Source organism: Caballeronia sp. SL1002, from assembly GCF_057814995.1.
The window spans coordinates 1655890-1669330 of sequence record NZ_JBYMUW010000002.1 but is presented as its reverse complement, the minus strand read 5'-3'; the positions used below and the strand labels follow the sequence as shown (position 1 = coordinate 1669330).

Genomic DNA, 13441 nt, shown 5'->3' with positions numbered 1-13441 from the left:
AGGGCCTGTAAGGATCGCCGACTATCCGAAACATGGAAAATTGACTGATCTCGTTATAATTTGCGCACAGATTTCGGTCATAAATTCTTACTGAGTGTTGCAATGAGCTACATACCGCCTTCCTTCGGCGTCAGCACGGCCATGTTCATCAGGCCGCAACGGCTCGTGCCGAGCGCCTGGACCGGACATATCCCGTTTGGCGCGTGGCTGATCGACGCGATGCGCCCGCAAACTTTCGTCGAACTCGGCTCGCATTTCGGCATGTCTTACGCGGCGTTCTGCCAGACGGTCGCCGCGAGCGAACTGCCGACGCGCTGCTATGCCGTCGACACCTGGCAGGGCGACGAGCACGCGGGTTTCTACGGCGACGACGTCTATAACGACCTCGCGGCGTTCAACGCGCGCCATTTCGCGGGCTTCTCGTCGCTCTTGCGTACGACCTTCGACGAAGCGCGCGATTACTTCCCGGATGGCGGCGTCGATCTGCTGCATATCGACGGTCTTCACACCTATGACGCCGTAAAGCACGACTTCGAAACGTGGCTGCCGAAGCTTTCGGACCGCGCGGTGGTTCTGTTCCACGATACGAACGTGCGCGAGCGCGGCTTCGGCGTCTGGCGCTACTGGGCGGAGATCAGCCAGTCGTATCCGCATATCGAATTCGACCACTCTGCGGGCCTCGGCGTGCTGTTCGTCGGCCGCGAGGTGCCGAAGGCGGCGACGCGCATCGTCGACGACTGGCAGGATCCGGCGGCGCGCCGCAGCCTGAAGGAGGCGTTCGCGAATCTGGGCGAGTCGGTCCTGAAACGCTGGGAACTGCAAACGGCCGTATCGGAAAGCGCGCGCGAACTCGACGCGCTGCGCCGTCACAATATCGACCTCGAAGCGCGATTGGCGAACGCGGAAAATCTTGCGTCGCTGCTATCGGGATCGGTTTCTTATCGCGTGACGGCGCCGCTGCGTGCCGTGCGCGGCTGGTTGCCGCGTTAGGACGGCGACGGGATTCAACCCGCGCAGAATGTGAAAAGCCGCCTGAAAAATTTCAGGCGGCTTTTTTGCGGGCGCGCGAGGCGCGTTTATTCGTCGTCGGCGGGCGGCTGCGGGTCGTAGACCCACGCGAACTTTTGCGGCGCGAGCCAGCGGAAGCTCGTCAGCGTGGCGCCCTCGAACGTGCATTCCACGGCCGCCGGCGCGGCCGTTCGGGTGGCCTTCACCGTGCGCGTCTCGACGTTCTTCTCTTTGGTTACGACAAGCGTCTTCACGACGTTCTGATAGGTCGCCTCGACCACGATCCGCGACCCGTGGATCGCCATCTTCGTGCGGTCGAACGACAACTCGGGCTCCGACTCAGGGTAGGTCGCGATCATCTTCTGCTTGCAGAGACTGGCGTTCGTGTACGCGGTCGTGCAACCGGCCGTGCTGCCGAGCACGAGCGCAAGAGGCACGAAAGCGACGAAAGCGAGGAGCGGGGATCGGATCGTCATGCGGCTCTGAGAGTGGGATGGACGCGGCTGCGTGCGACAGGCTCGATCGCGATTATGACGTTCGCGAGCGGCTCGTGCGCGGGGGCGCGTGACCATCGGCTGACTGTTGGTACCGGGGACCGGACTTGAACCGGCAAGCCGTTAGGCGGCGGATTTTAAGTCCGCTATGTTTACCAATTTCATCACCCCGGCGGGCGGACGCGATTCTACCATTGCGCCGCAGACGGGCCAATTGCTGAGCCCCTCGCGCGAGCAGAACGTGAGCGGCGCAGTCGTCGTCGCCACCGCGCGAAAATATATTTCACCCGATGCGCATCCATCGAGGCGAACGAGCGCGTATCCACTCTTACGATGATCAGCCCTCCTGAGCGGCTCCGGCTGACTGCCCGGCGTCATCGTCTTCCTGTACCGAAGCAACGGCCGCCGTACCACGCAAAAACGCATCAAGCGACGTCTCACGTCTTTCGTGAAACGGCGACGCCGTGCGCGCTCGTCATGTGTAGCCAAACCAAAGAAGGTCAAGGAGATAACCATGTCTGACGATTCATCGAAGCTTGAAATACTGCAGCGCCGCTCGGAGCGGCTCGCGAAACGGCGGCAGTTTTTCCGGAGCGCGGGCGGGCTGGGACTTGGGCTCGTCGGCGGGACGATACTCGGCGCGTGCGGCGGCGGATCGGGCGATAACGCGGTCGCGGCGTCGGGTCCGAGCGATCCCGATATCCTTAACTTCGCGCTCAATCTCGAATATCTGGAAGCCTCTTTCTATCAGTACGCGGTGTACGGCACCGGCCTGCCGGCGAACCTGATGAGCGGCGCGGGCACGCCCGGCACCGTGATACCCGGCATGCAGGTGACCTTCACCGATCCGGTCGTCGCGGCCTATGCGAAGGAAATTGCCCGCGACGAACTCGAGCACGTCACGTTCTTGCGCACGGCGCTCGGCGGATCGGCGGTTGCGATGCCCGCGCTCGATGTCGGCGGCACCGATCCGAACGGCGCGTTCTCGCTCGCGGCGCAAGCGGCGGGTCTCGTGCCCGCGGGCACCGCGTTTAACCCCTACCTCAACGACGAAACGTTCCTGCTCGGGGCGTTCATCTTCGAGGATGTCGGCGTGACCGCGTACAAGGGCGCGGCGCCGCTCATCACGAACAAGACGTATCTGGAGGCCGCTGCCGGCATTCTCGCCGCCGAGGCTTATCACGCGGGGCTGGTACGCACGGTGCTGTACGCGAAAGGCATCCAGACGCCGTCGATTTTCACGGCGGTCCAGGCCATCTCGGACGCCCGCGATTCGCTCGATTCATCGACCGACGTCGATCAGGGCATTCAGGGCGCGGACGCGAGCATTTCGAACATCGTGCCGCTCGACGCCAACGGTATCGCGTTTAGCCGCGGCTACGACGACGTGCTGAACATCGTGTACCTGAACAAGGGCGCGGTCGCGAAGGGCGGGTTCTTCCCGGCCGGCGTGAACGGCACCCTGAAGATGAGCAGCGCGTTCGTCTGAACGGATAAGGCGCGTGCTCGCGCGGGCCGGGCCGGAGCGGGGTATCCGGCTATCGGCCCGCGATCGACACCGCAAGGACAACAGGAGACGACACCCATGAAAACCGCTTCTATCGGCGTCTGGCGGATGCGCACGCGCCTCGGTCTGGGCTTTGGCATCGTCGCGGCGGGCGCGGGCTTGCAGTTGCTGCAATGGCTCCATTCCACCGTGCCGGGTTGATCCGCGACGTTCATCGACAAGCCTTAACGGCTCCCGCATAATCGGCGGCTGAAAAGCGTAGTGACGCGAGCTTGCACCGCTCGCCACGCGCTTCACGCGACCGAGGACCGAGGACCGACGATGGGCAAGAACCGGCTGGAGGCATTCAGCGATGGCGTGATCGCCATCATCATCACGATCATGGTGCTGGAACTGAAGGTCCCGCACGGCGGCGATCTCGACGCGCTCGTGCCGCTTTTGCCCGTACTCTGCGCCTACGTGCTGAGCTTCATCTACGTCGGGATCTACTGGAACAATCACCATCATTTGATGCACGCCGTGCAGCGCGTGAACGGCTCGGTGTTGTGGGCGAACCTGCACTTGCTGTTCTGGCTTTCGCTCTTTCCATTCGCCACCAACTGGATGGGCGAAAACCATATGGCCGCATGGCCGACCGCGCTCTACGGCCTCGTGCTGTTCATGGCGGCGGTCGCGTATTACATCCTGACGCGCGCGTTGATCGCGATGCACGGCTCGAACACGATGCTCGAACGGGCGCTCGGCGCGGACCGCAAGGGCAAACTTTCGGTGGTGGTCTACCTGCTCGCGATCGGTGTGTCGTTCTGGCAGGCCTGGGTCGCGGCGGCGCTCTACACGGCGATGGCGATTGTCTGGCTCGTGCCCGACCGCCGGGTCGAGAAGCTGCTGACGAGCGAAGAAACCTGACGCGCGCGGCGTGCTACGCGCGGCGTGCTACGCTCGGATTCACTTTGTTGAGCGAGGCGCGCCATGGCAGGAATTGTTCGGATTGGTCTGATCTCCGATACCCATAACCTCGTGCGGCCCGAAGCGCTCGACGCGTTGCGCGGCGTCGCGCATATCGTCCACGCGGGCGATATCTGCGCGACCGAAGTGCTCGACGCGCTCGCGAAAATCGCGCCGCTTACCGCCGTGCGCGGCAACAACGACGCGCGCGGCGGCGTGGGGGCGCTGCGCGAATCCGAGCGGATCGTGCTCTGGGGATAGACGGTGTTCGTCGTCCACGATATCGCGGATGTGCCGCGAAATCCGCATGCCGAAGGCATCGACCTCGTCGTGACCGGGCATTCGCACAAGCCGCTGATCGAAACGCGCGACGGCGTGCTGTTCGTCAATCCGGGCAGCGCCGGGCCACGACGGTTCAAGTTGCCGATCACGCTCGCACTCCTCGAAATCGAAGACGGCACGATGCGCGCGCGGATCGTGCCGCTGGTCGAATAGCGTCGCGCAGCAACACAGTGGCTTGGAAAAAACAAAAAGGGCCGGCGAGGTTATCTGGCCGGCCCTTTTGCTTCATTGCGTCGCGTTCGTTGCGTGGCTTCCGAACGCGTTACCCGATCACGCCCGCGCCGTGCCTTCCGGTAGCGCCGAGTCCATTTCGGCGGCTTGCCGCGCGCCGCGCAGCACCGCGTGCGCTTCCGAGCGCGAACCGACCGACGGCGGCGAACCCTTGAGCGGCTTCCTCGCCGTCTCGTGGATCGCGAGCACCGAGACGATTCCGATCAGCGACGCACCCATCAGGTAATACGCCGGCATCATCAGGTTGCCGCTCGATTCGACGAGCCACGCGGTGACGAGCGGCGTCGTGCCGCCGAAGAGCGACACCGACACGTTGAAGCCGATCGCCAACGCGCCGTAGCGGATCTTGGTCGGGAAGAGCGCCGGGAGCGCCGACGGCATCGCGCCGGTGAAGCACGACAGCATCACGCCGAGAATCAGCATGCCGCTGAAAATCGGCAGAACGGTGCCCATGCGGATCAGCGTGAGCGCGGGAATCGACAGCACCAGCAAGCCGATACAACCCGCCATCATCACCGGCTTGCGGCCGATCTTGTCCGACAGGTGACCGGCGAAGAGCGTCATCGGCATCATCAGCACCATCACGACGAGCACGATGAAAAGACCGTGCGTCTCGTTGAACTTGAGCGTCGCCGAGAGATAGCTCGGCAGGTACGAGAGCGCCATGTAATCGGCCACGTTGAAGATCAGCACGAGGCCAACGCACTGCAGAAGCGGCTTCCACTGCTTCATCAGCGTGTCGCGGAATTGCTGTTTCGGCGTGGCGTGCGCTTCCGATTCGCGCTTCTCGGCTTCACGCTGGAACGCGGGCGTCTCTTCGAGCTTCATCCGGATATACAAGCCGATCAGACCCAGCGGCCCCGCGATCAGGAACGGAATGCGCCAGCCCCAGGACAGCAGCGACTGTTCGGTCATCGTCGCGGTCAGCACGGCGACCACGCCCGCGCCGAGCACGTAACCGACGAGCGTGCCGAGTTCGAGAAAGCTCGACATGAAGCCACGCTTCTTATCCGGCGAAAATTCCGCGATGAACGTGGCCGCGCCGCCATACTCGCCGCCGGTCGAGAAGCCTTGCAGCAGGCGCGCGGCGAGCAGCAGGATCGGCGCGAAGATGCCGATGGTCGTGTAGCTCGGGATCAGCCCGATACAGAACGTGCCGACGGCCATCATGATCATCGTCATCGCGAGGACGCGCTTGCGGCCGATTCGGTCGCCAAGCGGGCCGAACACCATGCCGCCGATCGGCCGGACGAGGAACGCGGCGGCGAACGTGCCGAAGGTCGCGATCAGCTGCGCCGACGGGCTGCTGGACGGGAAGAAAACTCGGCCGAGCGTCACGGCGATGTAGCTGTAGACGCCGAAATCGAACCATTCCATCGCATTGCCGATCGCCATCGCGCCGACCGCGCGCTTGAGCAGCGATTGATCGACGATGGTGATGTCGTCGATGTTGAGTGTTTCGGCGCGGGATTCGGTTTTTTGGTCGTGCTTGCGCCAGAGGCCGTCGTAAATCGCAGACATAGGGTGAAAAGCTCCATATTCAGTGCCGGCGGCGTTCAGGAACGCGGCCAACGCGCCAACAGGGGCGGATTTCGATGGAGTGCGGTTTCGTGACGGGCCGCGATGGCCTGGAGACAAACCCAGGCGGCGACCATCCAATGCGTTTCGCGATGAAAAAAACGGCAAAAGCACGGGCCTCGCGGCGAAAGTCGCGAAAAAGCACTCGGTGGGGAACACCAGTTTTGACGCAGCGGGCGGCAACCGAATAACACAGATTGCCGCGAGAGAGTCGCTGCGCCTTCGAAAGAAGGCTTGGTACGAAAAAGGCCGGTTTTTTCGCTTTAGGAAAGCGTTAAAGACCGACGAGCCTCTTTGTAGATCCTGCACAGCACACGAATCGAGACTGCGCGAGGGCGGTCAGGCGTGCGTGAAATGAAGATGAATGACAGTGGATAACGAGAAGATGATACCAGAATGCACGAAGTTTCGCAAACCGTGCTGCGCTGCGGCATGTTTCGGATCACGTGAAACCGTTGCTGGACGGGCGATAGCGGCGTTTTTAGGCAGACGCAGAATAGCGTCACTTGGCGCCCGTTCACATCGTGTCGGGGCCAAGAAAAAAGCCCCGCATGAGCGGGGCTTCGAGGGTTATTCAGAGGCGCGCGGCGCGTTTCAAGCCGGCGGCGGAACGTAACCCTGAGCGGTATCCGCGCCTTCGCCGAAGAAGTACTTCTCGGTCTGCTTGATCAGATACTGACGCGCGCGCGGATCGGCCATGTTCAGACGATTTTCGTTGATCAGCATGGTTTGCTGCTTGAGCCAGCCTTGCCACGCTTCTTTCGAGACGTTTTCGTACAGGCGCTTGCCGAGTTCGCCCGGCAGCGGCGGGAAATCCAGACCTTCGGCTTCCTTGCCGAGCTTCGCGCATTGAATCATTCGAGCCATTATCAGTTTCTCCAGTATCGGGGTCGTGCGGGCGTCGCGCCAAACGCGTAACGCCATGAATTAAATAATCAAAGTGCCTTTTTCAGCACGAGCGACTTGCGCTGCCAGTTATAAAGACGGCGCCGGTCTTCGGGCAGATCGTCCACGGTCACTTTTACGAAACCGCGTTTCAGGAACCAGTGTTCCGTGCGCGTCGTGAGGACGAATATGTGCGTGAGTCCGCGCGCTCTCGCGCGTTGTTCGATGCGTTTCAGGAGCCGTTCGCCGTCGCCGGAACCTTGCGCTTCGGGCGCGACGGTCAGGCACGCCATCTCGCCGATGCGCTCCTGCGTGTACGGATAAAGCGCCGCGCAGCCGAACAGCACGCCATCGTGCTCGATGACCGAAAAATGGTCGATATCGCGCTCGATCTGGTGTCGTCCGCGCCGCACGAGCGTGCCGTCGGATTCGAGCGGTTCGATCAAGGTCAGAATGCCGCCGACGTCGTCCGGCGTCGCTTCGCGCAGGCTTTCGAGATTCTCGTAGGAGATCATCGTGCCGACGCCATCGTGCAGGAACAGTTCGAGCAGCACGCTGCCGTCGAGCGCGTAGGGAATGATGTGCGCCCGCGCCACGCCGCCCCGGCACGCGCGGATCGTATGCTTCAGATAGAACGCGGCGTCGCCCTGCAATTCGCCGCCTTCATGCAGGCGATACGCGTCGTCGAGTGACATTTCGCGCACGAGATCACCGTTTTCATCGACGAGACCCGGCGTTTCGGTCAGGAAAATGATCTTGTCCGCGCGCAACGCGATGGCGGCGGCCGATGCCACGTCCTCCATCGACAGGTTGAACGCCTCGCCGGTCGGCGAAAAACCGAGCGGGGAGAGCAGCACGAGCTTGTTGCTGGCGAGCGACTGGCGCACGGAATCGCCGTCGATTTTGCGGACCACGCCCGTGTGCTGGAAATCGACGCCGTCCAGAATGCCGACCGGTCGCGCCGTCACGAAATTGCCCGACACGACGCTGATGTGCGCGTGCGCCATCGGCGTGTTCGGCAAGCCCTGGCTGATCGCTGCCTCGATGTCGAGACGCACTTCGCCGGCGGCTTCCTTCGCGGATTCGAGTGCGCGGGCGTCGGTAATGCGCAGCCCGTGCGAAAACGACGATTCCACGCCGTGCAGGCTCAGTTGCTCCTCGACTTGCGGTCGCGAACCGTGCACCAGCACGACGTTGATGCCCATGGCGTGCAACAGGCCGACGTCCTGCACGAGCGCATTCAACCGGCCTTCCTGCACCAGTTCGCCGCCGAACGCCACGACGAACGTCTTGTTGCGAAACGCGTGAATATACGGCGCGACGGAACGCATCCAGTCGACGAATTGCGCGTGCGGATTCGGCGCTTCCGGTTCGGCGGGAAGCGGCGACGGCGCGGTGGGGAGGTCGGTTTGAGAATTCATGCGGGGATTATAATGCGAGGCTATGCCGAATGTTTCCAAACGCCGCGCCGACGCGGACAAGCTCGATCCCCAGGACCAGTTGAAAAAGCTGCGCGACAGTCTGCTGCGCGAGGCCGCGACGCAACCGCCAGACGGCGATGACGCCGCTGCAAGTGCGGCGTTGAGCAAGAAGGAGGCCGCCGCGCGGCGGTTTGCGGGCGGCGGGGCGGCTGCGGGGTCGTCTGAATCTGCTGCGCGGCCTGTTGCTAATCAGAAGCCGCCGACGCGCGGTGATGCGTCGGGTTCGGGTTCATCTTCGGTTTCGGCTTCGTCCGCCCGGGTGCCGCAAAAGGGCGTGGCGGGATCGGATGGACGGCGCGTGCAAGCGCCTGCCGCGAGTCCAGCGCCGAAGCGGCCGGAGACGCCGCAAAAACCGGTCGCGAAAGCGCTACCGGTAGATGGGCCGATTGTCGCTAGGCCGATTGTCGCGACCGAGCGCCGGGATGCATCGCCCGCGTTTTTGCCTACGCGGGACACGGCGCGTCAGGCCGTCACGCGGGACGACACCGCCGATACCCGCTCCAACCATCGGAAATCACGCGCGGATCAGCCGAAGTCGTATGCACGCTCCGAATTGCAAAAGCCGCGTGACGAAGCCGGAAAGCCTGAATCGCAAAAGCCGCGCGACGAAGCCGAGAGGCCCGCGCCGCAGAATCCGCGTGAGGAATCCGACAGGCCCGCGCCGTTGAAGTCGCGTGAGGAATCCGACAGGCCCGCGCCGCAGAAGTCGCCTGAGGAATCCGACAGGCCCGCGCCGCAGACGCCGCGCGGCGAAGCCGGAAAGCCCGAATCGCAGACGCCGCGTGACGAAGCCGGAAACCTCGCATCGCAGACGCCGCGTGACCAATCTCAAAAGCGCGCGCCACAGAATCCGCGCGACGAAGCCGAAAAGCGCCGCCCGCAAGGGTCCGGCTCACGCCACGAGAGACGCGATGCGGGCGCAAGCCCGAACGCGTCGGCGGCGCGCGCCCAAACGCCGCCGGTCGCAAGCCAGAAGCCGCGTCAGTTGAAGCCGATTCCCACGCCACGCGTCCCGTCCGGCGCCAACCGCCCCGCGCGCAACGAAACAACCCGTCCCGCCGAGCGCCCGCCGCGCGAACGTCGCGTGGTCGAGCCGAATCCGATTCCGCCGATCCAGTTCCCCGAAGCGTTGCCGGTTTCCGCGCGCCGCGAGGAAATCGCGCACGCGATCCAGCACAACCAGGTCGTGATCGTGAGCGGCGAGACTGGCTCGGGCAAGACGACGCAGTTGCCGAAAATCTGCCTCGCGCTCGGACGCGGGCTCGGCGCGGGCGGCGCGGGGCTGATCGGCCATACGCAACCGCGGCGGATCGCGGCGTCGGCGACCGGGCGGCGGATCGCGGAAGAACTCGGCACGCCGTTCGGCGAAGTGGTCGGCTACAAGGTGCGTTTTACCGACAATCTTTCGCCCGGCGCGTCCGTCAAGCTGATGACCGACGGCATTCTGCTCGCGGAAACGCAGACCGATCCGCTGCTGAAAGCCTACGACACGATCATCATCGACGAGGCGCACGAGCGCAGTCTCAATATCGATTTCCTGCTCGGCTATCTGAAGGAAATCCTGCCGCGTCGTCCCGAACTGAAGCTGATCGTGACCTCCGCGACCATCGACGCCGACCGTTTCGCGCGCCATTTCGGCAGCGACGAAAAACCCGCGCCGGTGATCGAGGTGAGCGGGCGGCTCTTTCCGGTGGAAGTGCGCTACCGGCCGGTGGCGGAAGACAGCCCGGCCGTGAAGAACGCGCAAGGCACGCCGCAAAAGGAGCCGCGCCAGAAAAGCGCGCGCGAGACCGACCGCGATCTGATGGAAGCGATCGTCGATGCCGTGGATGAACTGTGCCGCGAAGGCCCCGGGGATGTGCTCGTGTTCCTGCCCGGCGAGCGCGAGATTCGCGACGCCGCCGAGGCGCTGCGCAAACACCATCCACCGCATACCGAAATTCTGCCGCTGTTCGCGCGGCTCTCGGCGGCCGAGCAGGAGCGCGTGTTCCGCACGTCGAACGCGCGGCGCATCGTGCTCGCCACGAACGTCGCGGAAACGTCGCTGACAGTGCCGGGTATCCGTTATGTCGTCGATACCGGATTCGCGCGCGTGAAGCGCTACTCGTATCGCAATAAAGTGGAACAGCTTCAGGTCGAGCCGGTGTCGCAGGCGGCGGCGAATCAGCGCGCGGGCCGCTGTGGACGGGTCGCGGACGGCGTGTGTATCCGGCTATACGAAGAAGCCGATTTCCAGCTTCGCACGCGTTTCACCGATCCCGAAATTCTGCGTTCGTCGCTCGCCGCCGTCATTTTGCGGATGAAGTCGCTCCATCTGACGGCGATCGAAACGTTCCCGTTCATCGAGCCGCCGCCGGGCCGCGCGATCGCGGATGGTTATCAGTTGCTGAACGAACTCGGCGCGGTGGACGACGACAACGCGCTCACGCCGCTCGGTCGCGAACTGGCGCGGCTGCCGCTCGATCCGCGCGTCGGCCGCATGATTCTCGCCGCGCGCGACCATCAGTCGTTGCGCGAGGTGCTGATCATCGCGGCGGCGTTGTCGGTGCAGGATCCGCGCGACCGGCCGGTCGAGGCGCAGGAACAGGCGGATCAGGCGCATCGCAAATTCGTCGATGAGCGCTCGGAGTTTCTGCAGTGGACGCGGATCTGGGCATGGTTCGAGGACGCCATCGCGCACAAGAAGTCGAACAAGCAGTTGACCGATGCGTGCCGCGCTAACTTTTTGTCGCATCTGCGATTGCGCGAATGGCGCGATGTGCATTCGCAATTGTTGACGGTGGTGCGCGAGCTTGGCTGGCGTCTCAACGAAAGCGAGGCGACGTTCGAGCAGATTCATCTCGCGTTGCTGACCGGCTTGCTGGGCAATGTCGGCCTGAAAGCCGACGACGAGCCGTACTACCTCGGCGCGCGCGGCATCAAATTCTTTCTGTGGCCCGGTTCCGCGCTGCTGAAGAAGGCGGGGCGCTGGGTGATGGCGGGCGAACTGGTCGAGACGAGCCGGCTGTACGCGCGGACGATCGCGAAAATCGAGCCGGAATGGCTCGAACAGGTCGGCGCGCATCTGCTGCGAAAGTCGCTGTCCGAGCCGCACTGGGAAAAGAAGGCCGCGCAGGTTGCCGCATTCGAGCGCGCGACGCTGCACGGCTTGACGGTGTACGCGCGGCGTCGCGTGAGTTTCGGGCGGCAGGATCCTAAGCGCGCGCGCGAATTGTTCATCCGAGGCGCGCTGGTCGAAGGCGAATTCGAGACGAAGCTGCCGTTTTTCGCGCACAACCGCAAGCTGGTCGCGGATATCGAGCAGCTTGAACACAAGTCGCGCCGCCAGGACGTGCTCGTCGATGACGAACTGATTTTCGGTTTCTACGATTCGCTCGTGCCGGAAGGCATCCATACGGGTGCGGCATTCGAGCGCTGGTATCGCGACGAGGAAAAGGCCGGCAAGGCGAAACTGCTGTTCCTCTCGCGCGACGACCTGATGCGCCACGAAGCCGCCGGCGTCACGACCGATCTGTTTCCGAAGCGCATGACGATGGCGGGAATCGAAATGTCGCTGACGTATCACTTCGAGCCGGGCTCGCCGCGCGACGGCGTGACGCTCGCCGTGCCGCTCTACGGGCTGAATCAGGTCGATGCCCGCCGCGCCGAGTGGCTCGTGCCCGGCATGGTGAAGGAGAAAGTGCAACTGCTGCTCAAATCGCTGCCGCAGAAATTGCGTCGGCATTGCGTGCCGCTGCCGGAGTTCGCGGCGGGTTTCGCCGAGCGTCACGGCGGCCCGAAGTTCGGCGCGGGGACGTTGCTGGAAGCGCTGATCGCGGATATTCGCGGACAGACGCAAGTCGCGATGAAAGGCTCGGACTTCAAGCTCGAAACGCTGCCGGCGCATTTGTTCATGAACTTCAAGGTCATCGACGAACACGGCCGCCAACTCGCGATGGGCCGCAATCTCGCGCAGTTGCGGGCGGAACTCGGTGGTCAGGCGCAGCAGCACTTCCAGAAGCTCGCAGCAGGCGTGACGCTCGACGCCGCGGGCGACGTCGCGGATGTTCCTTCGCCGCGTACCGAAACGGCGTCGGGCAGGGAACCGTCCGGAACGGCGCTTTACGAGAATCTGACCACCTGGAATTTCGGCAAGCTGCCGGAATTGCTCGAAATCCGGCGACGCGGCCAGACTTTGTTTGGCTATCCGGCGCTGGTCGATCGGCATACGCACAGCGATGTCGAAGTGTTCGATTCGCCGGAAGAAGCCGCGCGGATTCATCGCGCCGGCTTGCGGCGGCTGTTCTGGTTGCAGTTGCGCGAGCCGATCAAGTATCTGGAGCGCAATCTGAGCGGATTGCGGGAAATGTCGCTGCAATACATGGCGCTCGGAACGCAGGAAGAACTGCGCGACCAGATTATCGACACGGCGCTGGATCGCGCGTGCCTGCAAGACCCGCTTCCCGCCGACGACGTAAGTTTTCACACACGCCGCGACGAAGGTCGCAGCCGGCTCACGCTGCTCGCGCAGGAGATTGCGCGGCTGACAGGGCAGATTCTTGCTGAATATGCGTCTGTTTCGAAGAAACTGGTGCAGGCAAAGGCTTACGGCGCGGCTTATGCTGATATGCAGACGCAACTGGCTGGGTTGATCGGCAAGCGCTTCTTGATCGACACGCCGTATGCGCAGTTGACGCATTTCCCGCGCTATTTGAAAGCGATCGCGTTACGTATCGACAAGCTGAAGTCCGACACGGCGCGCGATGCGCGACTTTCGGCCGATCTCCTGCCGCTCGTCCAGAACTATCAGCGCGCCATTGCGCAGCGGGGCGGTGTTGCAGATGCGCGACTTACCGAATACCGCTGGTTGCTGGAAGAACTTCGCGTTTCCCTGTTTGCTCAGGAATTGCGCACGCCGTTGCCGATTTCCGTCAAACGGCTTCATAAAGTCTGGGAAACGATGCAGCGCTGACTTGGTGCCGCGCTGCATC

9 protein-coding genes, 1 tRNA gene and 1 pseudogene are annotated in these 13441 nt (G+C 63.5%); 6 read left to right on the top strand and 5 right to left on the bottom strand.

Annotation, left to right across the window (positions count from 1 at the left end; genetic code table 11):
- The first annotated feature begins 102 nt into the window (after nt 1–102).
- Nucleotides 103–990, top strand: a complete 888-nt coding sequence (locus AC3D25_RS10320; RefSeq protein ID WP_488888309.1) for a class I SAM-dependent methyltransferase — start codon at nt 103–105, stop codon at nt 988–990.
- Between the two features lie 86 nt (nt 991–1076).
- On the opposite strand, the gene AC3D25_RS10315 is transcribed toward AC3D25_RS10320, so the two are convergent.
- Both AC3D25_RS10315 and AC3D25_RS10310 read right to left on the bottom strand, forming a co-directional pair.
- Nucleotides 1077–1484 carry a hypothetical protein gene (locus AC3D25_RS10315; RefSeq protein WP_488888308.1) on the bottom strand — a complete coding sequence of 136 codons (408 nt, stop codon included), beginning with the start codon at nt 1482–1484 and terminating at the stop codon, nt 1077–1079.
- A gap of 107 nt (nt 1485–1591) precedes the next feature.
- Nucleotides 1592–1676, bottom strand: a tRNA-Leu gene (locus AC3D25_RS10310).
- A gap of 340 nt (nt 1677–2016) precedes the next feature.
- Here AC3D25_RS10310 and AC3D25_RS10305 point away from each other — a divergent pair.
- The 4 genes and pseudogenes from AC3D25_RS10305 (at nt 2017) to AC3D25_RS10290 (ending at nt 4449) form a co-directional block, all read left to right on the top strand.
- A complete protein-coding gene (locus AC3D25_RS10305; RefSeq protein ID WP_488888307.1) occupies nt 2017–2991 on the top strand; it encodes a ferritin-like domain-containing protein in 975 nt (324 codons plus the stop codon).
- Between the two features lie 96 nt (nt 2992–3087).
- Entirely contained in the window at nt 3088–3210 is a 123-nt protein-coding gene (locus AC3D25_RS10300; RefSeq protein ID WP_488888306.1) for a hypothetical protein, read from the top strand.
- A 120-nt stretch (nt 3211–3330) separates the two neighbouring features.
- A complete protein-coding gene (locus AC3D25_RS10295; RefSeq protein ID WP_488888305.1) occupies nt 3331–3915 on the top strand; it encodes a TMEM175 family protein in 585 nt (194 codons plus the stop codon).
- 63 nt (nt 3916–3978) lie between these two features.
- A pseudogene (locus AC3D25_RS10290) lies at nt 3979–4449 on the top strand (metallophosphoesterase family protein).
- Nucleotides 4450–4566: 117 nt separating this feature from the next.
- On the opposite strand, the gene proP reads toward AC3D25_RS10290, so the two are convergent.
- The 3 genes from proP to argA form a co-directional block, all read right to left on the bottom strand.
- Nucleotides 4567–6048, bottom strand: coding sequence for a glycine betaine/L-proline transporter ProP (gene proP, locus AC3D25_RS10285; RefSeq protein ID WP_488888304.1), 1482 nt, complete (start codon nt 6046–6048; stop codon nt 4567–4569).
- A gap of 651 nt (nt 6049–6699) precedes the next feature.
- Nucleotides 6700–6972: an oxidative damage protection protein gene (locus AC3D25_RS10280; protein ID WP_488888303.1), complete on the bottom strand. Its 273-nt coding sequence runs from the start codon at nt 6970–6972 to the stop codon at nt 6700–6702.
- A gap of 68 nt (nt 6973–7040) precedes the next feature.
- Nucleotides 7041–8411 carry an amino-acid N-acetyltransferase gene (gene argA / locus AC3D25_RS10275; protein WP_488888302.1) on the bottom strand — a complete coding sequence of 457 codons (1371 nt, stop codon included), beginning with the start codon at nt 8409–8411 and terminating at the stop codon, nt 7041–7043.
- Nucleotides 8412–8433: 22 nt separating this feature from the next.
- Between argA and hrpA the strand changes: the two genes are divergently transcribed.
- Nucleotides 8434–13422, top strand: coding sequence for an ATP-dependent RNA helicase HrpA (gene hrpA, locus AC3D25_RS10270; RefSeq protein ID WP_488888301.1), 4989 nt, complete (start codon nt 8434–8436; stop codon nt 13420–13422).
- The last annotated feature ends 19 nt before the right edge of the window (nt 13423–13441 follow it).